The organism is Pseudomonas sp. NPDC087346 (genome assembly GCF_044744235.1).
Classification (GTDB): domain Bacteria; phylum Pseudomonadota; class Gammaproteobacteria; order Pseudomonadales; family Pseudomonadaceae; genus Aquipseudomonas.
In genome coordinates, this window is record NZ_JBIUXX010000018.1 from 42,796 (window position 1) to 64,005 (window position 21,210).

Consider the following 21,210-nt stretch of genomic DNA (forward strand, 5'->3'; position numbering starts at 1 on the left):
GTGGCGTTGATCGCCATGCCTATGAATAACCGCGCGGGCAAAACCGTGCAGGACAGATGTGTAAGACCACGTAAGACTCAGCGGTCGAACGCATCCCACTCGGGAGCGAAGTCCGGGCTGACCTGACGCTCGCGTTTCGACAGGCCGGCAATCAGCGCCCGGTCTTCATCGTCCAGTTGCACCGTCAGCGCCGCCATATTCGCCAGTTGATTGGCCCGGCTGCTGGCCTTGGGAATCGCTGCCACATTGGCTTGATCCAGCAACCATTTCAGCGCGATCTGTGTGGGGAGCGCGCCATGTTTGGTAGCAATTTGCTGGATCTGCGGCACGTCCGAGACCTTGTTGCGCGCCAGCGGCGTGTAGGCCGTCAGTGCCAGATCGTGTTGACGAGCGTAATCGAGCAGGGCGTTTTGACCGAGCAGGACGTGGTACTCGACCTGAATCGCTGACAGCGCAATGCCATATTCCTCGATGACTTTACGCAGCAACGGCAGCGGAAAATTCGCCACGCCGATGTTGCGTGCCAGCCCTTGTTCCTTGAAATCGGCCAATGTTTCGAGGGTGCGTGGCAGGTCCCAGTCGGTGGTCGGCCAGTGGATCATGAACAGATCGACGTAATCGCTGCGCAAGGCTTTGAGGCTGCGTTGCAGGGAGTGGCGCATGGCGTCGGGCTGCAACTGATCCCACCAGACTTTGGTGGTCAGGTGAATCGCTTCGCGGGGCGTCGGACTGTTCACCAGCGCTTGTCCGACGGCGTCCTCGTTGTTGTAGGCCGCAGCCGTGTCGATGTGCCGATAGCCCAACTCCAGCGCTTGCTCAACGGCGCGGGTGCATTCGTCGTCGAGCATCGGCCAGGTGCCGAGGCCGAGTTTCGGCATGTGCAAACCTTGAGCGTTAACGATGTGCTGCATGGTCGATCTCCTGTTCGAAAGCTGTAACGCCGGCAATGTGGCGGGCGGCGATGTAGCCGAAAGTCAGCGCCGGGCCGATGTTGATGCCGCCCGCCGGATAGTGGCCGCCCATGATGCTGGCCATGTCACCGCCAGCAGCGTAGAGCCCGGCGATGGGTTGCTGGTCGGCGCCGAGTACTTGGGCGTGCGGGTTGACCTTGAGTCCGGCAAATGTGCCGAAGCAGCCCGGTTGCACTTTTACCGCGTAGAACGGGCCGTCTTCTATCGGCGCCACACAAGGGTTGGGCTGCTGCGCCGGGTCGCCCTGTTTGCGGTTGTACGGAGTTGCGCCACGACCGAATGCCGGGTCTTCGCCATGTCGAGCGTGGTGGTTGTAGTGATCGACGGTGGCACGCAAACCCTTTGGGTCGATGCCGCAAGCAACGGCCAATTCTTCCAGACTGTTACCGGTTTTCAGATAGCCGCTGCGGATAAAACCTGCCACCGGAACCGGAAACGGCCGAGACATGCCGAGACCATAACGCCGTTGAAAAGCACGGGTGCAGATCAGCCATGACGCCACTTCTTCTCCTTCTGGCGCGGCAGCAACCATGGCGCTGACGTAGTCGTAGTAACCGTTGGCCTCGTTGACGAAGCGCTGACCATTGCTTAACACGCCGATGATCCCGGGTTTGCCGCGCTCGATGATGTGTGGGAAATGGCCGGTGCTGCCGTCCGAATGTGGGACTTGCGACACCGGCGCCCAGGCCACCGGCGAGGCGCCATCGGTATTGACCTGACCGCCAGCACTTTCGCCCAGTCGCAAGCCATCGCCATTCACCGCCAGTGGTGGCAATGCCCAATGCTCATGACCGGTCGGAGTGCGCGGAAACAGCGCCTTGCGCCGCTCGATGTCATTGGCAAATCCGCCAGCGGCGAGCACCACGGCTTTGCGCGCCTGAATACGGATCGGGCCTTTGGCGGTGCTGATCTGTGCGCCGCAAACGCGTCCGTCTTCGCGCAGCAATTCAGTCACTGGCGCCGACTCCCATAGCAGTACGCCGAGGTCCTCGGCGGACTTGGCCAGCCGCGCCACCAATGCCACACCGTTGACCAGTTGCATCGCTCGACCATGGATGGCGAGGTCGAGCAGATGCCGAGTGAAGCGCCGGGTCACGTGCCACGCCGCCGGCAATGAACGGGTCAGATTGAGAAACGCCGAAAGATCTGCGCCGGCCATGATTGGCATGCCCATGAACGAAGTTTCGCGCAGGGTTGTACGAAGGCGCTTCAGCAGCTTGCCGACTTTTCGCCCGTCGTAAGGCGCGGCGATGACCGAGCGCCCGCCAGTGCCGGCCCCCGGCGTATCGCCATGGATGTCGGCAATCGCATTGCCGTCGGCAAATTGCAGGGCGGTGTGCTGTTCGAAGAACGCGACCATGGGTGGGCCGTTTTCAAGGAAGGCATCGATCATCGCCGGGTCGTAGTGTTCGCCCAACTCATGGCGCAGGTAGGTGCGCGGTTGTTCGATGTCTTCGACAATGCCGGCACGGGTGGCCAGTGGATTACGCGGCACCCAGGCCCAGCCGCCGGACCATGCGGTAGCGCCGCCGAACACCGGGTCCTTTTCTACGACGATGACTTTCAAGCCGTGCCACGCTGCGGTGACCGCCGCCGACAGACCGGCAGCGCCGGAGCCGACGATCAGCACATCGCAATCCACGTCGGGCAGTGCAGGTTTGGCAGGCATCGCAAGTGTCTCCAGCTTTAGCTGTTTTTGGAATTTGATTCCAGAAAATATCGAATGTGAATCGCGCTCGGCAAGTTGAGTTGGCGCAAAGTGGGCGGTTATCGGACGCTTGGTTCCAGATTTCGCATTCGTGCGGATGTCTTCTAGAATCGGCAAAATTTCACTTGGATGTCCCCATGGCCGGCAGTCAGATCGAACGGGTTTTCAGCGTGCTGGAAAGCCTCACCAGTGAGCCGCACGGGCTGCCGATGCAGACCCTCGCCGAGCAACTGCAAATCCCGAAAAGTGCGACTCACCGGTTGCTCGCCGAGCTGATTCGCCTGGGTTATGTGCGGCAGAATCCAGAAACGCTGCGCTATCACTTGTCGACCAAACTGGTGGCGATGGGTTTCCGTTATCTGTCGGGCAGCGGCGCCGATATTGTTCAGCCAGTGCTGGATCGACTGGCTCAGGAAACCGGTGAGCTAGTGCGTTTGGGCGTGATCGATGGCGAGCGTCAGACCTGGATCGCCAAGTCTCAGGGCGCACGGACTGGCCTGCGTTATGACCCCGACATGGGCCGCGATGCGCCGTTGTTCTACACCGCGTCGGGCCATGCGTGGCTGGCGTGCATGAGCGATGCCGAGGCGTTGTCGCTGGTTGAGCGGCAGGCGGCGGAGGTGCCGGTAGGCGTCGGGCCGAATGCGCCGCGCTCCAATATTGAACTGCTGGAACGCCTGCGACTGGCGCGCGAGCAGGGTTATGCGTGTGTAGAGGAGAGTTCGGCGGTGGGCACGTCTGCGATTGCGGCGGTGGTCAAACACCCTGTCGATGGCCGGGTGATTGGTGTGCTGAGCATTGCCGGGCCAAGTGCACGGATGCCCGGGGCGCGGTTGCATGAACTGGCGCCGCTGTTGCTGGAGTTTGCCGAGGAGTTGTCGGCGGCGAGTCAGGCTTCGGAGTTGTTCATTTAATCTGAATCCACCTGAGTCCACTGGAGGAGTGAGCCTGCTCGCGATGGCGATGTATCAGTTACTGATTGGGTGACTGGTACACCGCTATCGCGAGCAGGCTCACTCCTACAGGGTTTTGTGTTGGGTGAAGTTGTGCGGTGTTCGCACACTATCATTGGTGCTGGCTGTGAGAATCTGGAACTCGGTTCTAAATTGTTGATTAAGTGTTTCCCCACAACAATCACAAGAGGACCACGTCTTGAATTCTCCCCTGCGAATCGCCCTGATCGGCGTTGGCAACATGGGTCAGCAACATTACCGACACCTGCAATCTCTCACCGACGCGACCTTGTGTGCCGTCGCCGATCCAGGCCCGCAGGCGTCGGCGCTGGCGGCTGAATGGGCGGTCGCGCATTTCGCCGATCACCGGCAGATGCTGGAGCAGGCGCGGCCGGACGCGGTCATTGTCGCCAACCCGAACAATCAACATGTCAGCACCGCGCTCGATTGCCTCGCCGCTGGTGTTCCAGTGCTGCTGGAGAAACCGGTCGGGGTCAATCTGGATGAAGCGCGGACTCTGGTTGCAGCGGTGAAATCCACAGGGGTACCGGTGCTGGTCGGCCATCATCGACGGCATAACCCGCTGATCGTCCGTGCTCATGAGTTGGTAAAAGGTGGAGCGCTCGGACGTTTGACGTTGGTCACCGCGCTGTTTCAGCTACGCAAACCCGACAGTTATTTCGAGGTCCCGTGGCGTCGCGAGGTCGGTGCCGGAATGCTGCTGACCAACCTGATTCATGACCTCGATCTACTTCGGCATCTCTGCGGCGAAGTGCGCTCGGTGCAGGCCATCACTGACAGTTCGATACGCGGTTTCGCCAATGCCGACAGCGCGGCGGTGTTGTTGCAGTTCGAGGGTGGAACGCTGGGTACGCTGACCGGTTCTGACGCGGTGGCCGCGCCGTGGAGTTGGGAACTCGATTCCGGTGAGAACCCGGCGTACCCGCGTCAGGCCGATCAACCCTGTTATCTGCTGGCCGGCACTGCTGGTGCGTTGAGCATTCCGCAACTCAAGCGCTGGCATTACGCTGCTGATCAATTAGACGCCGGATGGCATGAGCCGTTGTTGGCAGTCGAAGAGCCCTACATCGCAGACGAAGCTTTACGCTTGCAGTTACAGCATTTTGTACGCGTGGCGCGGCGTGAGATCGAGCCGCTGGTCAGTGCCGCTGATGCAACCCGCACGCTGGCGCTGGTTGAAGCGATTCAACAGGCCGCCACCAGCGGTCGCGCCTGCACACCCGAGCTGATCGAGGAATGAACATGCCCCCACGAATCCTGTCTCTAGCCAGTCTGACGGTGCTTGAGTTGTCGCCACCGGAAATGGTCGAGGTCGCTGCCCGCGCCGGTTACAGCCATGTTGGTTTGCGCCTGGAACCAGCAACGCCTGAGGAATATCACTTTGCGCTGGTGGCCGATGCCGATCTTCGCCGGCAGACTTTGGCGCGTTTGCGCGATACGGGTATCCGGGTACTCGACGTGGAAATCCTTCGGCTAAAACCGCAGACCGTGGTCGCGGATTTCGAGAGGATTCTCAGCGTCGGCGCGGAGTTTTCTGCCAGTGAATTGCTGATCGCCGGAAACGATCCCGACGAGCAGCGGCTGACCGATAACTTCGCAGCGCTGTGTGATCTGGCGGCGCCTTATGGCTTGCATCCGCATCTGGAGTTCATGCCGTGGACCGATGCGCGCAACCTTGAGCAAGCAGTGCGTATCGTCGACAACGCCGGGCGAGAAAACGGTGCGGTGCTGGTGGATGCATTTCACTTCGACCGTTCGGCCTCGCGTCTGGATGATCTGGCGAAGGTGCCGGCTTCGCGACTGCGTTATGCGCAATTGTGCGATGTCGCCGGGCCAAGGCCTGCGGACATGGCCGAGATCTTGCGTCAGGCGCGTAACGAGCGACGGTTTCCCGGCGAGGGCGATTGTGATCTGGCCGGGTTGCTGCGGTGTCTACCGGCTAACATTCCCTTGAGTCTGGAAATCCCCACGGTAAAACTGCTGGAGCAAGGCGTGAGCGGATTGCAGCGGGCGCAGATGGCGTTGAATGCAACGCGGGAATTGTTGGCGCGGCTGTAAGCGGTGCTGCGCACCTATCGCGGGCAAGCCACGCTCCCACAGGTTTTGCGAAGTCCTGTGGATGCGTGGCTTGGTCTGGGCGGCATTGCGACGAAGCTTTTGACTTTTTTATGCAAGACAAGGAAACCCAATGACCGTCAGCACTCCGCTCTCCGGTGTCAACCAACCCTTCAAAGGGATCTTGCTGATTGTTGTCGCGACCTTCCTGTTCTCCAGCCATGACGCGCTGTCGAAGTACCTCTCGGGGTTTTATCCGATTGTGATGGTGGTCTGGGCCCGATACCTGGTGCACACGTTGCTCATGGCGGGGATTTTCCTGCCGCAGTCCGGGTTGCGCGTGCTGCGCACCAAGCGACCGTTATGGCAGTTGGCGCGCGCGTTGTGCCTGCTCGGCACCAGTCTGTTTTTCACCACGGCGCTGCTGTACATCCCGTTGGCGGAAGCCACAGCGGTTAACTTCCTGGCCCCGGTGCTGGTGACCGCGCTGTCGGTGCCGCTGCTCAAGGAACGAGTGACTCGCGGCCAGTGGATTGCGGTGATCTGTGGTTTTATCGGCGTGCTGATCATCGTCCACCCGGGCGGTGAACTGTTCACGCCGGCGGTGTTGCTGCCGTTCTGCTCGGCGCTGTTTTTCTGTTTCTATCAGTTGCTCACCCGCAAGCTCGCCGAGATCGACAGCCCGACCACCAGCAACTTTTTTGCCGGGCTGTGCAACACCTTGGTGATGAGCGCATTGGTGCCGTTCTTCTGGCAAGTGCCGACGTTGAACCATGCGGTGCTGATGCTGGCGCTGGGCAGTTGCGGGATGACCGCGCACTTGTTTCTGACCCAGGCATTTCGACACGCGGCGCCGGCCTTGCTGGCACCGTTCGGTTACTGCCAGATTGTGTTTGCCGGGTTGTTGGGGTGGCTGGTGTTTGCCCACACGCCGACGCTGCTGACGGTGATCGGCATCGCAGTCATCTGTTGCAGCGGACTGGCGGCGGCCTGGCAACAAAGCCGTAAATGACTGTGGGAGCCAGCCTGCTGGCGATAGCGGTGTGTCAGTCAACTACAGTGTTGAATGACGCGCCGTCATCGCCAGCAGGCTGGCTCCCACAATGGATCGGTGTCGATAGTTTATTCGGAGATGGTCGGGATCTTGCGCGGGGCCATGAAGTACATCCAGGTCAGGGCGATGAAGTACATCGCCGGAATCAGGGTGAACAGCACGGTGTAGTTGTTGTTGGTGACGGTCAGGATATGGCCGACGATCTGCGTCATGAACATCCCGCCAATCGCTGCGCACATGCCGCCGAAACCAAACACCGTGCTCATCATGTGCTTGGGCGTGTAGTCCATCACCAGGCTCCAGATGTTCGCGGTCCAGGCCTGATGCGCGCCGATGGCCAGCGAGATCGCGGCGACGGCGACCCACAGATTGGCGGAGCCGGCGGCCATGATCACGCCGATGATGCAGCAGGCGAACAGGAACATCGATAGCAACCGCGCCTTGATCGGGTTCATACCGCGACCGATCAGGAACGACGACAGAATGCCGCCACCCACACTGCCGAAGTCGGCGGTGACGTAGATGATGATCAGCGGGATACCCATCTGGGTCACGTTGATCCCCAGGTTGTATTGCTGATTAAGGAACGGCGGCAGCCAGTACAGGTAGAACCAGAACACCGGCGCGGTCATCGCATAGGCGAGGGCGAAAGCCCAGGTGCCGCGCATGCGCAGGATTTTCGAGAACGGTACGGCAGTCTGTTCCGGCTCGACTTCCTGCTGGATGTAGTCCAGTTCCGACTGTTTCACACTCGGATGGTCTTCCGGGTTGAAGTATTTCAGACCCCAGAACAGCAGCCAGATCCCGCCGAGTGCCGACATGCACAGAAACGCTGCCTGCCAGCCCCATACGTGGAGGATCAGCGGCAACAGCATCGGGGTGAACATCGCGCCGACGTTGGTGCCAGCGTTGAAGATGCCAGTGGCGACCGCACGTTCGCCGGCCGGGAACCACAGCCGCGTGGTTTTCACGCAGGCCGGGTAGTTCGCCGCTTCGGTCAGACCGAGGATGAACCTACAGACCATGAAGCCGACCGCTGAAGTCGCCAGACCGTGGGCGCCGGTGGCCAGGCTCCAGAGCAGGACCGCGCAGAAGAACACGCGCTTGACCCCGACCCGGTCGATCAACCGTCCTTGCAGCACGAAGCCGATGGCGTAGCCGACCTGAAACCAGAAGTTGATGTTGGCGTAGTCCATCGCCGTCCAGCTCATTTCCTTGGCGAGGATTGGCTGCATGACGCCGAGGGCGGCGCGGTCGATGTAATTCAGGTTGGTGGCAAAAAACACCAGACCCAGCATGCCCCAACGGGTTTTGCCGACGGCCATGGCGCCGCGGATCTTGTCGCCGATGCCACCCGTGGCAGTGCTCATGGCCGGAGCCATGCGGGAAGTCTGTGAAGGAATCATGTGTTCCACCCGTTTTTGGATTTGTTATTTGGTGTTCTTTTGTTTTCAACACCGCGACCGGTGGTTCATTTCCGGACTGCAATGTGCAGCCGATGGTGGGCAGTGGGTGAAAAATCGTCAATTCGCCAAACCGCCATTGTGTTCGATAATCGCACGCAAAACTAACCGGCTAGTACACTTTAAATTGCTGCTGAAGACGATGCAGCCAATAATTTCCCTCACTACAAAAACCATCCCAGCTAAAAAGCGGCGCAGTCCGGGAGTTGAAGCATGCAGCGTTCCATTGCCACCGTTTCCTTGAGCGGCACCCTGCCGGAAAAACTCGAAGCCATTGCCGCCGCCGGGTTCGACGGGGTGGAGATTTTTGAAAACGATCTGCTGTACTACGACGGCAGTCCCCGGGAAATTAAACAGATGTGCGCCGATCTCGGGATCGCCATCACCCTGTTTCAGCCGTTCCGCGACTTCGAAGGCTGCCGCCGTGATCGACTGGCGCGCAATCTGGATCGGGCCGAACGCAAGTTCGATCTGATGCAGGAACTGGGCACCGACCTGGTGCTGGTGTGCAGCAACGCATCACCGGACAGCGTCGGCGATCAGCCCATCCTCATCGATGACCTGCGTTTGCTGGCCGAGCGTGCCGGTGCTCGCGGACTGCGCATCGGTTACGAAGCATTGGCCTGGGGCCGTCACGTCAATACTTATCAACAGGTCTGGGACATCGTGCGCCAGGCCGATCACCCGAGCCTCGGCGTGCTGCTCGACAGTTTTCATACGCTGTCACTCAAGGGCGATCCTGCTGCGATAGCCGAGATTCCTGGCGACAAAATCTTCTTCGTACAAATGGCCGACGCGCCAATCCTCGCAATGGACGTGCTGGAGTGGAGCCGGCATTTCCGTTGTTTCCCGGGGCAGGGCGAATTCGACTTGCCAGGGTTCCTCGCTCCGATCATCCAGAGCGGCTACAACGGGCCGCTGTCGCTGGAAATTTTCAACGATGGTTTTCGCGCCGCGCCGCCACGGGCCAATGCTGCCGACGGTTTGCGCTCGCTGCTGTATCTGGAAGAGAAAACCCGCCAGCGTCTGGAGCAGCAAGCGCAGCCGGTGGCCAACCGCGAAATCCTCTTCGAAACGCCGAAGGCCAGCGAGTACAACGGCATCGAGTTTCTCGAGTTCGCGGTGGACGAGGCGCTTGGCGCCAAACTCACCCATTGGCTGGAGCGACTGGGTTTCGTCAAGGCCGGCCAGCATCGCTCGAAGAGCGTGAGCCTGCTACGTCAGGGCGACATCAACCTGATCCTCAACGCGGAACCGTATTCGTTCGGCCACAGTTTTTTCGAGGCGCATGGCCCGTCGCTGTGCGCCACCGCCGTGCGGGTCAAGGACAGTGCCAGTGCGCTGGCGCGTGCCGTTGCCTACAAAGGTCAGCCGTATCGTGGACTGGTCGGCCCCAATGAACTGGAACTCGCGGCGGTGCGTGCGCCGGATGGCAGTCTGATTTATCTGGTAGATGAACAGGCGGATGTCTACGGCACTGACTTCAATCTGCTGTCGGGCACTGCGGCGGGGGGCGGTCTCAAACGTATCGACCACATGGCCATGGCGCTGCCGGCGGACAGCCTCGACAGTTGGGTGCTGTTCTATAAAAGCCTGCTGGATTTCGAGGCTGACGACGAAGTGGTATTACCCGACCCATATGGGCTGGTGAAGAGCCGCGCGCTGCGTAGCCGTGACAGTTCGATCCGCTTGCCGCTGAACATTTCCGAGAACCGCAACACCGCGATCTCACACGCGTTGTCGAGTTATCGCGGTTCGGGTGTGCATCACATCGCCTTCGATTGTGACGACATCTTCGCCCAAGTCAGCCGCGCCAAAGAGGCGGGCGTGCCGCTGCTGGATATCCCGCTCAACTATTACGATGACCTCGCGGCGCGTTTTGATTTCGACGACGAGTTTCTCAGCGAGCTAGCGTATTACAACGTGCTCTACGACCGCGATGCTCAGGGCGGCGAGCTGTTTCATGTGTACACCGAGCCGTTCGAAGGACGGTTCTTCTTCGAGATCATCCAGCGCAAGAACGGCTATGCCGGTTACGGCGCGGCGAACGTTGCGGTGCGTCTGGCGGCGATGGCCAAATCACGCAGTGGCGCAGTTCGCCAGGCTAAGTTGTAGGAATTTCGTAAACGCGGGATTAAACACGGGCTGCGCGGCTTCCTTCACTGTGCTGCGCGGCCCATAATCGCCAGCCTGTGCAGTGATGGCCGTGAGCCCGCAATGACAATGACTTCAGAACTCCCCGCAGCCCCCGTTTTACCAGCGGTTGAGCCGCGCAAGAGTCGCAAGAACAACCCGGAAAAGACTCGCGAAAACATTCTGCAGGAGGCGATCGTCGAGTTCGTCCAGCAGGGCCTGTCCGGTGCTCGCGTTGATGCGATCGCCGAGCGAATCCACACCTCCAAACGCATGATCTATTACTACTTCGGCAGTAAGGAGCAGCTGTATGTCGAGGTGCTGGAGAAGCTCTACGGCGATATTCGCAGCACCGAAAACCGCCTGCATCTGGACGAGCTTTCGCCAGCGGTAGCGATTCGGCGTCTGGTGGAGTTCACCTTCGACCATCACGACCGCAACGTTGACTTCGTGCGCATCGTCAGCATCGAGAACATCCACAACGCCGAATACGTGAAGCGTTCCGATGCGATCAAGGCGATGAACAACACCATCCTCGATTCACTCGGCGAGATCCTCGAGCGTGGTGCCGCAGAAGGTGTGTTCCGCGCCGGGTTGAATGCGCTGGATGTGCATCTGTTGATCAGTTCGTTCTGTTTCTATCGAGTGTCGAACCGGCATACGTTTGGCGAGATCTTTCAGGTCGACCTGCCGGACGAAGGTATCAAGCAGCGTCATCGCGAGATGATTTGCGAGTCGGTGCTGCGGTATTTGCAGGCCTGAAAAAGATCGCAGCCTGCGGCAGATCCTGTAGGAGCTGCCGCAGGCTGCGATCTTTTGATCTTTAAGCATTCATGCTCTGAAAATGCGCGAGCATTCGCTGCGCATCCGGTACCACGCCGCTGAACAATTCAAACGCCTTCACCGCCTGAAACACCGCCATGGTACCGCCATCCAGCGTGCGGCAGCCCAGCGCCCGGGCGTTGCGCAGCAACTCGGTTTCCAGCGGGAAATATACGATCTCCGCCACCCACAAATCCTTGCGCAGCAGTTCGACCGGTACCGGCATTCCCGGCAGCTTGGCCATGCCCATCGGCGTGGTGTTCACCAGACCGTCAGCCTGAGCCAATGTGCCCGGCTGATCACGTCCGGCGACTGCGCGGCCGAAACCGAAATGCTGATTGAGGTTATTCGCCAGACTTTCGGCGCGATCATTGTCGACATCAAAGATGCTCAGTTGCTGTACGCCTTCGCTCAGCAGCGCGTGAGCCACTGCCGCACCAGCGCCACCAGCGCCCATCTGGACTACGCGCTCACGGGCAACATCCTTCAAACCGCGACGAAAACCTTCGGCAAAACCCAGGCAATCGGTGTTATGGCCGATGCGTTTGCCGTCCTTCAAAACCACGGTATTTACCGCGCCGATACCCCGAGCTTCCGGCGATAACTCATCGAGCAGCGGCAAGATCGCCTGCTTGCACGGGAAAGTGATATTCAGCCCGGTGTAGTTCATGCGCTCGGCGGCCAGCAGCAGGTCGGGCAGGGCATTGAGGTCGAGTTTCAAAGCGTCGAGGTCGATCAATCGATACAAGTAGCGCAAGTCCTGCGCATCGCCTTCGTGTTCATGCAGTGCCGGCGTGCGTGAGGCTTGAATGCCTGCGCCGATCAATCCGGCGAGTATCACGTCATGACGACTCATGCTGCTTGCCCCTTCAGCCGCTGGCTGAAATGTTCCAATGCCAGACGATAGCCGTGACTGCCGAAACCACACATCACTGCGGTGGCGATGGCCGAGACGAAAGAGTGGTGACGGAACGGTTCGCGGGCGTGGACGTTGGACAGGTGCACTTCGATGACCGGCAATTCACTGGCGATCAATGCGTCGCGGATCGCTACCGAAGTGTGGGTCCAGGCGGCCGGGTTGATCACGATCCCGGCGCAACGGTTGCGCGCGCCGTGAATCCAGTCGAGCAACTCGCCCTCGTGGTTGGTCTGGCGAAACTCCACCGCCAGGCCGAACTCTTCGGCGGTACGCCCGCACAGCGCGGAAATATCGGCCAGGGTATCGTGGCCGTAAGTTGCCGGTTCACGGGTGCCGAGCAGGTTAAGGTTCGGGCCGTTGAGCACCAGAACGATAGGAGGCATGGGGGAAACTCCACTTATTGTTTTTGGCTTTGGCCGAGGGTTTCGGCTTGTGGAGATAAATTGTACTGTATGGTTACTTTAAGCAATTGATCAGCGGTGAAGGCGGTTTTTTATGTGCGGTGATCGCACAATCAACGCGGCAACTGCTCAACCAGAAAGTCGATAAACGCCCGCACGCGCAGTGGCATATGCCGGTTCTGCGGATACAAAAGCGTGAATGGCCGCGAACGCCCGCCATATGGCTTGAGAACTTCCAGCAGTGAGCCGTCGGCCAGTTCCTTCTCGACAATAAAGCGATAAGTCTGGAACAGCCCCGCGCCATTTTTGGCCAAGGTCACGCCGCCGAGCACGTCATCCGAGCAGCAGTAATTGCCTTCAGCAAGAATCTCCCGTGGCGCGTCCTGGTCATAAAACAGCCAGGTTATTCGCCGCCCGCTGCTGGGCAGTTCGTACTGAATGCAGTCATGTTGCTCAAGATCGTCGAGGGTCTGTGGTGTGCCCGCACGCTCCAGGTAATCCGGGCTGGCAACCATCACCAATGCCGCATCCTCAAGATGCCGGGCAATCAGGCCAGAGTCGGGAATCGCCCGCACCCGAATCGCCAGGTCATAACCTTCGCCGACGAAATCGATATTGCGGTTACTGATGTGCACATCGACCTTCACCTGCGGGAAACGCGCACGGAACGCCGGCAACAGCGGCAGGATTCGATGGTGGGCGTAGGTCGTGGGAATGCTGATGCGCAGAGTGCCCGAAGGAGCCAGTTGCTGGCCCATGACTTCACGCTGTGCTTCGACCAGTTGCGCCAGTGCCTGACGGCATTCCTCGTAATAACGCCGGCCGCTATCGGTCAACTTCACGCTGCGGGTGGTGCGCGCAAACAGCCGCACACCAAGCCGCTCCTCCATCCGCGAAACCGAACGACTCACCGCCGCCGGCGTCACCGCTGCCGCCAGCGCCGCCCCGGTAAAACTCCCGGCCTCGGCGGCCAGACAGAACAACTCGATGCTGCCCAACTGAAGATCGTCGAAATGTCGCTGCATGATTGATTACACCGGGGATCAAATGGGCGGACTTACGGGGTATTTATCAAATATGGACGGCGAAATACACATACGCGAGGAAAGGATTGCTTACCATTTTTCAAGAAACTGACCGGGCGTTGGTATGAGGCTGACACTAGGCTGCAAGTCGTTACGCGATTTCGGTGGTTGAAGCCGATGGTCGGAATCAGCAAGGAAAGCTGAATCCTGAAACAAGTAAACCTAACGGATGGGTTAACATGAAGGACATTGATAGGCAAATTGGAAGGAGTCGAAATCGAGTTATGACAGTCATCAAGGCTAAGCCGTACGTACATCGTCCATTGACCGAAGAAATGCTTGAGGCATCCATTAAACGCGGCGAAGCACGACAAGCAAGTAGCTTGCAGGCCGTTTCTGTGACTTTTGAAAAAGCATCTCTGGTCATTCGTTTTGAAGACGGCAGCGGTGTGCTGTTACCGGTGGATCGATATCCGGAGTTCGACGGATTCGATACAGACGATTATGAGAACCTGAAAGTCGGTTTCGCGGGCACTGCGCTCTGTCACGAAGGCAAAGACCTCGATGTTTCCATAGCCGGATTGATTTCGGCGAGCCCGTCACTGATGACCATGGCGGCCTCGGTGGTTGCTTCGCGCAACGGACGCCAGAGCAGCGCGGCAAAGTCTGAAGCTGCCCGGGCCAACGGCAAGAAAGGTGGGCGACCGCGCAAGACCGATAGCGTTTTGTAAGCAGGCACAAAAAAGCCGTCAGTCACGACGGCTTTTTCGTATCCGGCATCTGCACTCAGCGCCGGGTCAACAGCACACCCGATTCCATGTGGTGGGTCCACGGGAACTGGTCGAACAACGCGCAGCGGCTGATGCGGTGCGTGTCGTGCAACTGGGCGATGTTGGCCGCCAGGGTTTCCGGGTTGCAGGAGATGTACAGGATGTTGTCGAAGCGCCGGGTCAGCTCGCAGGTGTCCGGGTCCATGCCGGCGCGCGGCGGATCGACGAATACGCTACCAAACTCGTAGCTCTTCAGGTCGATGCCTTGCAGGCGACGGAACGGGCGAACTTCGTTGAGGGCTTCGGTCAGTTCTTCAGCGGACAGACGTACCAGCGTAACGTTATCCACAGCGTTTTCGCTGAGGTTGCTCAGTGCGGCGTTGACCGAGGTCTTGCTGATCTCGGTGGCCAGCACTTTGCGTACGCGGGTCGCCAGCGGCAGAGTGAAGTTGCCGTTGCCGCAGTACAACTCCAGCAGATCGTCGGGACGATCACCCAGCGCTTCATATGCCCAGTTGAGCATCTTCTGGTTCACCGTGCCGTTGGGCTGGGTGAACGCGCCTTCCGGCTGGCGATAGCTGAAGGTGCGACCGCCGACGTCGAGTTTCTCGACCACGTAATCCAGGCCGATCACTTCGCGCTTGCCCTTGGAGCGACCGATCACACTGACGTTGAGATCCGCCGCCAGTTGGCTTGCGGCTGCATGCCAGTGCGCGTCCAGTGGACGGTGATAGCACAGAGTGATCATCGCGTCGCCGGCCAGCGTGGTCAGGAACTCCACCTGAAACAGCTTGTGGCTCAGCGCCGAACTGGCCTGCCATGCCGCCTTCAATTGCGGCATCAACTGGTTGATGCGCAGGCTGGCAATCGGGAACTCTTCGATCAGGATCGGCGTGCGTTTGTCGTCCTGGGAGAACATCGCGTAATGACGTTCACCGCCCTCACGCCACAGGCGGAATTCGGCGCGCAGGCGGAAGTTCTGCAGCGGCGAGTCGAACACGTTCGGCTCGGGTGCATCGAACGGGGCGAGCAGGTCACGCAGGCGCGTGACCTTTTCTTCGAGCTGTACGGCGTAGGCCTGGGAATCGAAAGTCATGCGTTGAACCAACCCAACTTGATCACAAACAGAATCGACAGAATCACCAGCGCCGGGTTCAGCTCACGAGCACGCCCCGACAGCAACTTGATCACGGTCCAGGAGATGAAACCGAAGGCGATGCCATTGGCAATCGAGTAGGTGAACGGCATGGCCAGCGCAGTAACTACGACCGGTGCGGCGACGGTGATGTCATCCCAATCGATTTCTGCCAGACCGGAAGTCATCAACACGGCGACGAACAGCAATGCTGGCGCAGTAGCGAAAGCCGGAACGCTGGCCGCCAGAGGCGAGAAGAACAGCGCCAGCAGGAACAGGATCGCCACGACAATGGCAGTCAGACCGGTACGGCCACCGGCACTCACGCCGGCTGCGGATTCGATGTAGCTGGTGGTGGTCGAAGTGCCCAGCAGCGAACCGGCCATGGCGGCGGTGCTGTCGGCGATCAGTGCGCGGCCCATTTTCGGCATGTGGCCGTCCTTGCCCATCAGGCCGGCGCGCTTGGCGACGCCGATCAGGGTGCCGGAGTTGTCGAACAGGTCAACGAACAGGAAGGCGAAGATCACGCTGACCAGACCGATGTCCAGTGCGCCCTTGATGTCCAGTTGCAGGAAGGTCGGGGCCAGCGACGGTGGCATCGAGGTCACGCCGCCGAACGGGGTGAAGCCCATGGCGATGGACACGATGGTCACTGCCAGAATGCCGATCAGCACGGCGCCGCGTACTTTCAGTGCTTCGAGCGCGACGATCAGGGCGAAGCCGAGGGTAGCGAGGATTGGTGCAGGTTGTTTCAGGTCACCGAGGCCGACCATGGTCGCCGGGTTGCTGACGACGATACCGGCGTTATGCAGGGCGATCAGCGCCAGGAACAGGCCGATACCGGCAGCAATTGCCGAACGCAGCGGCAGCGGGATGCTGTTGATGATCCATTCGCGGATGCGGAAGATCGATAGCAGGAAGAACAGCACCGCAGAAATGAACACCGCACCCAGCGCCACTTGCCAGGTGTGGCCCATGTGCAGGACGACGGTATACGTGAAGAAGGCGTTCAGGCCCATGCCAGGCGCGAGAGCAATCGGGTAGTTGGCGATCAGGCCCATGACCGTCGAGCCAATGGCGGCTGCCAGACAGGTGGCGACGAACACCGCACCCTTGTCCATGCCGGTCTCGCCGAGGATGCTCGGGTTGACGAACAGAATGTAGGCCATGGCCAGGAAGGTCGTGACGCCCGCAAGAATCTCGGTCCGCACGTTGGTGTTGTGTGCCTTGAGTTGAAACAGCCTTTCCAGCATGTCTGCTCCCCGTGGCGCGCGTGGCGCCGTGAATGTATCGACCTCAACAGCAAAGCACAGACCGAGGGATGCGCCTGAGAAATTGTGGTGGGTCGGAAAAAGCCGCGCATCATACCAGCAGCGTGAGGAATATGGCGGTTGTTGGTGTCGATCGTCGTCGAAGTTTTGCAGTCAGGCCAAGTGCGCCATACTGCGCGCTGATTTTTTCGACGAATAGGCATCACATGAGCGCGCGCGGGATCAAGGCTTTTGCATTAGTGGCGCTGCTGATGGCGGGCGCACCAGCGGTTTTCGCGGCATCGGCGCCGCCACTGACCGAAGTCAAAGTGATCAAGGTCCAGTCGCCGGCTTGTGGTCTTGAAGACATCGCCGACGGTCAGGCGCAGACCCAGTGCAATCACGGCGGGCCGAGCATCAAGGTGTATGTGCTGGAAATCGGCTACGGCCAGAATCAGCCACACTCCACGCTGGATGGCTTTGAAGTGAACGGCATTAAAAAACCGGTCTGCGCCTTCAATAACGGTAACCTGACCGAGTGCACGCCCGGCCACAAATCTGTTGGCGCTGTCTATATCTTCGATCTGGCAGGCAAGCAGGAGGGCACCTTTACCTTCAGCAATACCTCGATCAACGCCCCGCGCAACACCCTGTCGACCCAGCTTTACATCAAGTAACAGCCTGCGTCGAACCGGGCAGGTCAAACCTGACTACGCTTTAAAGGTCACCCAGCGGATTGAGCCCATGACCTCCAGAGTCCTGATTACCCTTGCCGAGGGCATCGATGACCTGCAAAGCGTGACCTTGATCGACGTGTTGCGCCGGGCCGGGATCGAAGTCGTCGCAGCCAGCATCGAAGGCCGACGCATGCTGACCTGCGCTCGTGGCACACGACTGACTGCCGATGGCATGTTGGTCGATGTGCTGGCGCAGACCTTCGACCTGATCGTCCTGCCCGGTGGTCCCACCGGCGCGCAGCATCTGGCCGCACATCAACCACTCCAGCAATTGCTCAAGGATCAGGCCAGCGCCGGACGCCTGTTCGCCGCCATCGCCGAAGCTCCGGCCGTCGCCCTGCAAGCCTTCGGCGTATTACGCCAGCGCCGCATGACCTGTTTGCCGAGTGCCAGTCATCAACTGTCAGGCTGTGCCTTTGTCGACCAGCCGGTAGTGGTCGATGGCAACTGCGTCACCGCCCAGGGCTCCGGCGCTGCACTGGCGTTTGCCCTGACGCTGGTCGAGCAGCTTGGGGGCAAGGCTTTAAGGGCGAAAGTGGCGGGGGAGTTGTTGATCTGAAGTATTTCAGACCTTCGCCTCTTCCACCGGCACATGCATCCGGTCACGCTTGGCCAATGTCGGGAACAGTTTGATCCACGTCCCTGTGACCACCAGCGTGCCGATCCCGCCCATGACCACCGCTGGCACGGTGCCAAACCAGTGGGCGGTGATGCCGGATTCGAATTCGCCTAACTGGTTCGAGGCGCCGATGAACAGGCCGTTCACCGCGCTGACCCGGCCGCGCATTTCGTCCGGGGTTTCCAGTTGGACGAAGGAGGCGCGGATCACCATGCTGATCATGTCCGCCGCGCCGAGCACCACCAGCACTGCCAGCGAGAACCAGAACGAGGTCGACAGGCCAAAGGCAATCGTCGCCACGCCAAAAATGCCGACAGCGGTGAACATTATCCGGCCGACGTTGCGCTCCACGGCAAATCGCGCGAGGTACAACGACATCAGCAATGCGCCGACCGCTGGCGCCGAGCGCAGCAGGCCCAGACCCCAAGGGCCGGTCAGCAGAATATCTTTGGCAAATACCGGCAGCAGCGCAGTGGCACCACCGAGCAAGACTGCGAACAGATCCAGCGAAATCGCCCCGAGGATGTCCGGTCGACTGCGGATAAAACGAATCCCGGCCAGCAATGAATCCAGCGTGGCTTTGCCTTTGTTCAGCGGCGTCTGCCGGGCCGGCAGGTTGAGCATCAGCGCGCAGGCGATCACGTAAAGCAGCACCGTCGGGCCGTACACCCAGACACTGCCGAACGCGTAGAGCAAACCGCCGAGGGCCGGAGCAACGATGGTCGCCGATTGCTGCGCCGATTGTGCGGCGGCCACTGCTCGCGGAAACAGCGCGCTGGGCACGATGCTCGGCAGCAGCGCTTGGGTGGTAGGCATTTCAAAGGAGCGTGCTGCGCCGAGCAGGAAGGCGAGGATGAAGATCATTTCCCGGGTGACGTGATCGGTGGCACTGCCAATCGCCAGTGCCAGAGCTATCAGCGCCTGCAACGACTGGCAGATTGCCGCGACTTTGCGGCGGTCGTAGCGGTCGGCGACATGCCCGGTGTGCAGCATGAACAGCACACGCGGGGCGAATTCCACCAGGCCGACCAATCCCAGATCCAGCACGTTGCCGGTCAGTTGATACAGATTCCAGCCGATGGCCACGGTGAGCATCTGAAATCCGCTGGCGGTGAAGATCCGCGCGAACCAGAAAGCTAGAAAGGGGCGATGGTGACGTAACAGCAAAGGCTCTTGGCTGGGCATTTGAGGGCAGGTCTGGTTCGAGGGGAACCGCGAGGTTATCACCAGTCTGTAACAGGAAGTTGCTATGGCGAAAAATTTAGTTAGCCAGACATCGATTATTCCGAGCGTACAAATCAGCCCCGTGGTGAGGGGATTTATCCCCGATGGGCCGCAAAGCGGCCCTGAAAACATTCACTTCGATTCTCTCCGAAGAATTGAGTTGCCAGTTTTTACGACTGCTGCGCAGCCGAACGGGGATAAATCCCCTCACCACAGGATGCTCGGTGATCCTCTGGAAATCTATTTCACAGCATTGCCGCGGCAATGAGGCAACTTGTCACGCGGCAAACGACCACGCAGTTCATCGGCAAAAATGGGACTACTCTTTCAACGTTGCTTGATCCAGATCAAGACCCCAAACGGAATTGATCCGGCGGCCAGTTGGCCAGACTCCCTGCGCTGCGATGGTTTTAAAAAGAACGAATCCGAATTCGCCGCACTCCATATCCGTGGGGGCAGTAGGTGCAGGGGCCACGAGCCCCGACGCCGGTATTACCTGACAGAGGAAGCCATATGTTCGGTTTAGAGGCACTAGATCTCGCCCGAATTCAATTCGCGTTCACCATCTCGTTCCACATCCTGTTCCCGGCCATCACCATTGGTCTGGCGAGCTACCTTGCGGTGCTCGAGGGCCTGTGGCTGAAAACCCATAACGACACCTACCGTGACCTCTACCATTTCTGGTCGAAGATCTTTGCCGTCAACTTCGGCATGGGCGTGGTCTCCGGACTGGTCATGGCTTACCAGTTCGGCACCAACTGGAGTCGTTTTTCGGACTTCGCCGGTTCCGTCACCGGGCCGTTGCTGACTTATGAAGTGCTTACTGCGTTCTTCCTTGAGGCCGGTTTCCTCGGGGTGATGCTGTTCGGCTGGAACAAGGTCGGACGCAAATTGCACTTCTTCGCCACGGTGATGGTGGCCATCGGCACGCTGATCTCGACGTTCTGGATTCTCGCGTCCAACAGCTGGATGCAGACGCCGCAGGGCTTCGAGATCGTCAACGGTCAGGTGATTCCTACTGACTGGCTGGCGATCATCTTCAACCCGTCGTTCCCCTATCGCCTGATGCACATGGCGACGGCAGCGTTCGTTGCCACGGCGTTCTTCGTCGGCTCGTCAGCGGCCTGGCACTTGTTGCGCGGCAAGGACAACCCGGCCATTCGCACCATGCTCTCGATGGCGATGTGGATGGCGCTGATCGTTGCGCCGATTCAGGCGGTCATCGGTGATTTCCATGGTCTGAACACCCTGGAACATCAGCCGGCGAAAATCGCCGCGATTGAAGGCCACTGGGAAAACAAAGGTGACGAGGCGACTCCACTGATCCTGTTCGGCTGGCCGGACATGAAAGAAGAACGGACCAAGTACGCCGTGGAGATCCCGTACCTCGGCAGCCTGATCCTGACTCACTCGCTGGATAAACAAGTGCCGGCGCTCAAGGAGTTCCCGCCAGAGGATCGGCCGAATTCGACCATCGTGTTCTGGTCGTTCCGGGTCATGGTCGGCCTTGGTTTCCTGATGATCTTCACCGGTCTGTGCAGTCTGTGGCTGCGCAAGCGCGACAGGTTGTACACCTCGCGGCCGTTCCTGTATCTGGCGTTGTGGATGGGCCCGTCCGGCCTGATCGCGATTCTCGCGGGTTGGTTCACTACGGAAATCGGTCGTCAGCCATGGGTGGTCTATGGGCTGATGCGCACGGCGGATGCCTCGTCCAATCACAGCTTCATGCAGATGAGCATCACGCTGATCATGTTTGTGGTGGTGTATTTCATGCTGTTCGGTGCGGGTCTGGGTTACATGATGCGTCTGGTGCGCAAAGGGCCGAAGACCGACGAAGGCAAGGAAACCAACGACGGTGGTCCTGGCCAGAAACGCACGCCGGCTCGGCCGTTGTCAGCTGCTGACGACGATGCGGATCACCGCTCCAGCCTGACCAAGGAGATTTGAATC

20 protein-coding genes are annotated in these 21,210 nt (G+C 59.7%); 11 read left to right on the forward strand and 9 right to left on the reverse strand.

Translation table 11 applies throughout. From position 1 onward, the window contains the following. Positions 1 to 77 precede the first annotated feature (77 nt). Positions 78 to 911 carry an aldo/keto reductase gene (locus tag ACIOZM_RS13380; RefSeq protein ID WP_401214341.1) on the reverse strand — a complete coding sequence of 278 codons (834 nt, stop codon included), beginning with the start codon at positions 909 to 911 and terminating at the stop codon, positions 78 to 80. After that, positions 895 to 2,640, reverse strand: a complete 1,746-nt coding sequence (locus ACIOZM_RS13385; protein WP_401214344.1) for an FAD-dependent oxidoreductase — start codon at positions 2,638 to 2,640, stop codon at positions 895 to 897. The genes ACIOZM_RS13380 and ACIOZM_RS13385 overlap by 17 nt, the downstream gene beginning before the upstream one ends. Positions 2,641 to 2,816: 176 nt before the next feature. On the opposite strand from ACIOZM_RS13385, the gene ACIOZM_RS13390 reads away from it, so the two are divergent. The 4 genes from ACIOZM_RS13390 (at position 2,817) to ACIOZM_RS13405 (ending at position 6,720) form a co-directional block, all read left to right on the forward strand. Continuing rightward, positions 2,817 to 3,593 (forward strand): IclR family transcriptional regulator, encoded by a 777-nt coding sequence (locus ACIOZM_RS13390; protein ID WP_401214347.1) that lies wholly within the window; start codon positions 2,817 to 2,819, stop codon positions 3,591 to 3,593. 238 nt (positions 3,594 to 3,831) lie between these two features. Next, positions 3,832 to 4,893 carry a Gfo/Idh/MocA family protein gene (locus ACIOZM_RS13395; RefSeq protein ID WP_401214350.1) on the forward strand — a complete coding sequence of 354 codons (1,062 nt, stop codon included), beginning with the start codon at positions 3,832 to 3,834 and terminating at the stop codon, positions 4,891 to 4,893. 2 nt (positions 4,894 to 4,895) lie between these two features. Further along, positions 4,896 to 5,711 carry a sugar phosphate isomerase/epimerase family protein gene (locus ACIOZM_RS13400; protein WP_401214353.1) on the forward strand — a complete coding sequence of 272 codons (816 nt, stop codon included), beginning with the start codon at positions 4,896 to 4,898 and terminating at the stop codon, positions 5,709 to 5,711. Between the two features lie 130 nt (positions 5,712 to 5,841). Beyond that, entirely contained in the window at positions 5,842 to 6,720 is an 879-nt protein-coding gene (locus ACIOZM_RS13405) for a DMT family transporter (RefSeq protein ID WP_401214356.1), read from the forward strand. Positions 6,721 to 6,830: 110 nt separating this feature from the next. Here the strand turns inward: ACIOZM_RS13405 and ACIOZM_RS13410 are convergent, their stop codons facing one another. Then, a complete protein-coding gene (locus ACIOZM_RS13410) occupies positions 6,831 to 8,168 on the reverse strand; it encodes an MFS transporter (protein WP_401214358.1) in 1,338 nt (445 codons plus the stop codon). A gap of 270 nt (positions 8,169 to 8,438) precedes the next feature. Between ACIOZM_RS13410 and quiC the strand changes: the two genes are divergently transcribed. Both quiC and ACIOZM_RS13420 read left to right on the forward strand, forming a co-directional pair. After that, positions 8,439 to 10,340, forward strand: a complete 1,902-nt coding sequence (quiC, locus tag ACIOZM_RS13415) for a 3-dehydroshikimate dehydratase QuiC (RefSeq protein WP_401214361.1) — start codon at positions 8,439 to 8,441, stop codon at positions 10,338 to 10,340. 102 nt (positions 10,341 to 10,442) lie between these two features. After that, positions 10,443 to 11,120 (forward strand): TetR family transcriptional regulator, encoded by a 678-nt coding sequence (locus tag ACIOZM_RS13420; RefSeq protein WP_401214364.1) that lies wholly within the window; start codon positions 10,443 to 10,445, stop codon positions 11,118 to 11,120. 61 nt (positions 11,121 to 11,181) lie between these two features. On the opposite strand, the gene ACIOZM_RS13425 is transcribed toward ACIOZM_RS13420, so the two are convergent. The 3 genes from ACIOZM_RS13425 to ACIOZM_RS13435 form a co-directional block, all read right to left on the reverse strand. Next, positions 11,182 to 12,036, reverse strand: coding sequence for a shikimate dehydrogenase (locus ACIOZM_RS13425; RefSeq protein ID WP_401214367.1), 855 nt, complete (start codon positions 12,034 to 12,036; stop codon positions 11,182 to 11,184). Continuing rightward, positions 12,033 to 12,482, reverse strand: a complete 450-nt coding sequence (gene aroQ, locus ACIOZM_RS13430) for a type II 3-dehydroquinate dehydratase (protein WP_401214369.1) — start codon at positions 12,480 to 12,482, stop codon at positions 12,033 to 12,035. Before aroQ ends, ACIOZM_RS13425 begins: the two co-directional genes overlap by 4 nt. Positions 12,483 to 12,613: 131 nt before the next feature. Beyond that, positions 12,614 to 13,525 carry a LysR substrate-binding domain-containing protein gene (locus ACIOZM_RS13435; protein ID WP_401214371.1) on the reverse strand — a complete coding sequence of 304 codons (912 nt, stop codon included), beginning with the start codon at positions 13,523 to 13,525 and terminating at the stop codon, positions 12,614 to 12,616. A 284-nt stretch (positions 13,526 to 13,809) separates the two neighbouring features. Between ACIOZM_RS13435 and ACIOZM_RS13440 the strand changes: the two genes are divergently transcribed. Continuing rightward, on the forward strand, positions 13,810 to 14,256 hold the full coding sequence (locus ACIOZM_RS13440; protein ID WP_401214468.1) for a DUF2442 domain-containing protein: 447 nt from the start codon (positions 13,810 to 13,812) through the stop codon (positions 14,254 to 14,256). Between the two features lie 55 nt (positions 14,257 to 14,311). On the opposite strand, the gene trmA is transcribed toward ACIOZM_RS13440, so the two are convergent. Both trmA and ACIOZM_RS13450 read right to left on the reverse strand, forming a co-directional pair. Next, positions 14,312 to 15,391, reverse strand: a complete 1,080-nt coding sequence (gene trmA / locus ACIOZM_RS13445; protein ID WP_401214374.1) for a tRNA (uridine(54)-C5)-methyltransferase TrmA — start codon at positions 15,389 to 15,391, stop codon at positions 14,312 to 14,314. Then, a complete protein-coding gene (locus ACIOZM_RS13450; protein ID WP_401214377.1) occupies positions 15,388 to 16,683 on the reverse strand; it encodes an NCS2 family permease in 1,296 nt (431 codons plus the stop codon). The genes trmA and ACIOZM_RS13450 overlap by 4 nt, the downstream gene beginning before the upstream one ends. Before the next feature lie 224 nt (positions 16,684 to 16,907). On the opposite strand from ACIOZM_RS13450, the gene ACIOZM_RS13455 reads away from it, so the two are divergent. Together ACIOZM_RS13455 and ACIOZM_RS13460 are read left to right on the forward strand one after the other, a co-directional pair. Continuing rightward, on the forward strand, positions 16,908 to 17,357 hold the full coding sequence (locus ACIOZM_RS13455; protein WP_401214380.1) for a DUF4879 domain-containing protein: 450 nt from the start codon (positions 16,908 to 16,910) through the stop codon (positions 17,355 to 17,357). Between the two features lie 67 nt (positions 17,358 to 17,424). Beyond that, positions 17,425 to 17,976 (forward strand): DJ-1 family glyoxalase III, encoded by a 552-nt coding sequence (locus tag ACIOZM_RS13460; RefSeq protein WP_401214382.1) that lies wholly within the window; start codon positions 17,425 to 17,427, stop codon positions 17,974 to 17,976. Positions 17,977 to 17,982: 6 nt separating this feature from the next. Here ACIOZM_RS13460 and ACIOZM_RS13465 read toward each other — a convergent pair whose 3' ends face one another. Then, complete coding sequence (locus ACIOZM_RS13465) at positions 17,983 to 19,221, reverse strand: MFS transporter (protein ID WP_401214383.1); 1,239 nt, start codon at positions 19,219 to 19,221, stop codon at positions 17,983 to 17,985. Positions 19,222 to 19,285: 64 nt separating this feature from the next. Here ACIOZM_RS13465 and ACIOZM_RS13470 point away from each other — a divergent pair, with 64 nt between their 5' ends. Together ACIOZM_RS13470 and ACIOZM_RS13475 are read left to right on the forward strand one after the other, a co-directional pair. Further along, positions 19,286 to 19,528 carry a hypothetical protein gene (locus ACIOZM_RS13470; RefSeq protein WP_401214386.1) on the forward strand — a complete coding sequence of 81 codons (243 nt, stop codon included), beginning with the start codon at positions 19,286 to 19,288 and terminating at the stop codon, positions 19,526 to 19,528. Positions 19,529 to 19,773: 245 nt separating this feature from the next. Beyond that, positions 19,774 to 21,207 carry a cytochrome ubiquinol oxidase subunit I gene (locus ACIOZM_RS13475; RefSeq protein ID WP_401214387.1) on the forward strand — a complete coding sequence of 478 codons (1,434 nt, stop codon included), beginning with the start codon at positions 19,774 to 19,776 and terminating at the stop codon, positions 21,205 to 21,207. Positions 21,208 to 21,210: the final 3 nt, after the last annotated feature.

Coding starts and splice junctions, on each gene's coding strand:
- trmA (WP_401214374.1), bottom strand. CDS start 15,391: ATGACTTTCGATTCCCAGGCCTACGCCGTACAGCTCGAAGAAAAGGTC.
- quiC (WP_401214361.1), top strand. CDS start 8,439: ATGCAGCGTTCCATTGCCACCGTTTCCTTGAGCGGCACCCTGCCGGAA.
- ACIOZM_RS13460 (WP_401214382.1), top strand. CDS start 17,425: ATGACCTCCAGAGTCCTGATTACCCTTGCCGAGGGCATCGATGACCTG.
- ACIOZM_RS13440 (WP_401214468.1), top strand. CDS start 13,810: ATGACAGTCATCAAGGCTAAGCCGTACGTACATCGTCCATTGACCGAA.
- ACIOZM_RS13465 (WP_401214383.1), bottom strand. CDS start 19,221: ATGCCCAGCCAAGAGCCTTTGCTGTTACGTCACCATCGCCCCTTTCTA.
- ACIOZM_RS13380 (WP_401214341.1), bottom strand. CDS start 911: ATGCAGCACATCGTTAACGCTCAAGGTTTGCACATGCCGAAACTCGGC.
- ACIOZM_RS13405 (WP_401214356.1), top strand. CDS start 5,842: ATGACCGTCAGCACTCCGCTCTCCGGTGTCAACCAACCCTTCAAAGGG.
- ACIOZM_RS13455 (WP_401214380.1), top strand. CDS start 16,908: ATGAGCGCGCGCGGGATCAAGGCTTTTGCATTAGTGGCGCTGCTGATG.
- ACIOZM_RS13470 (WP_401214386.1), top strand. CDS start 19,286: ATGGCGAAAAATTTAGTTAGCCAGACATCGATTATTCCGAGCGTACAA.
- ACIOZM_RS13435 (WP_401214371.1), bottom strand. CDS start 13,525: ATGCAGCGACATTTCGACGATCTTCAGTTGGGCAGCATCGAGTTGTTC.
- ACIOZM_RS13420 (WP_401214364.1), top strand. CDS start 10,443: ATGACAATGACTTCAGAACTCCCCGCAGCCCCCGTTTTACCAGCGGTT.
- ACIOZM_RS13425 (WP_401214367.1), bottom strand. CDS start 12,036: ATGAGTCGTCATGACGTGATACTCGCCGGATTGATCGGCGCAGGCATT.
- ACIOZM_RS13450 (WP_401214377.1), bottom strand. CDS start 16,683: ATGCTGGAAAGGCTGTTTCAACTCAAGGCACACAACACCAACGTGCGG.
- ACIOZM_RS13400 (WP_401214353.1), top strand. CDS start 4,896: ATGCCCCCACGAATCCTGTCTCTAGCCAGTCTGACGGTGCTTGAGTTG.
- ACIOZM_RS13410 (WP_401214358.1), bottom strand. CDS start 8,168: ATGATTCCTTCACAGACTTCCCGCATGGCTCCGGCCATGAGCACTGCC.
- ACIOZM_RS13390 (WP_401214347.1), top strand. CDS start 2,817: ATGGCCGGCAGTCAGATCGAACGGGTTTTCAGCGTGCTGGAAAGCCTC.
- ACIOZM_RS13385 (WP_401214344.1), bottom strand. CDS start 2,640: ATGCCTGCCAAACCTGCACTGCCCGACGTGGATTGCGATGTGCTGATC.
- aroQ (WP_401214369.1), bottom strand. CDS start 12,482: ATGCCTCCTATCGTTCTGGTGCTCAACGGCCCGAACCTTAACCTGCTC.
- ACIOZM_RS13475 (WP_401214387.1), top strand. CDS start 19,774: ATGTTCGGTTTAGAGGCACTAGATCTCGCCCGAATTCAATTCGCGTTC.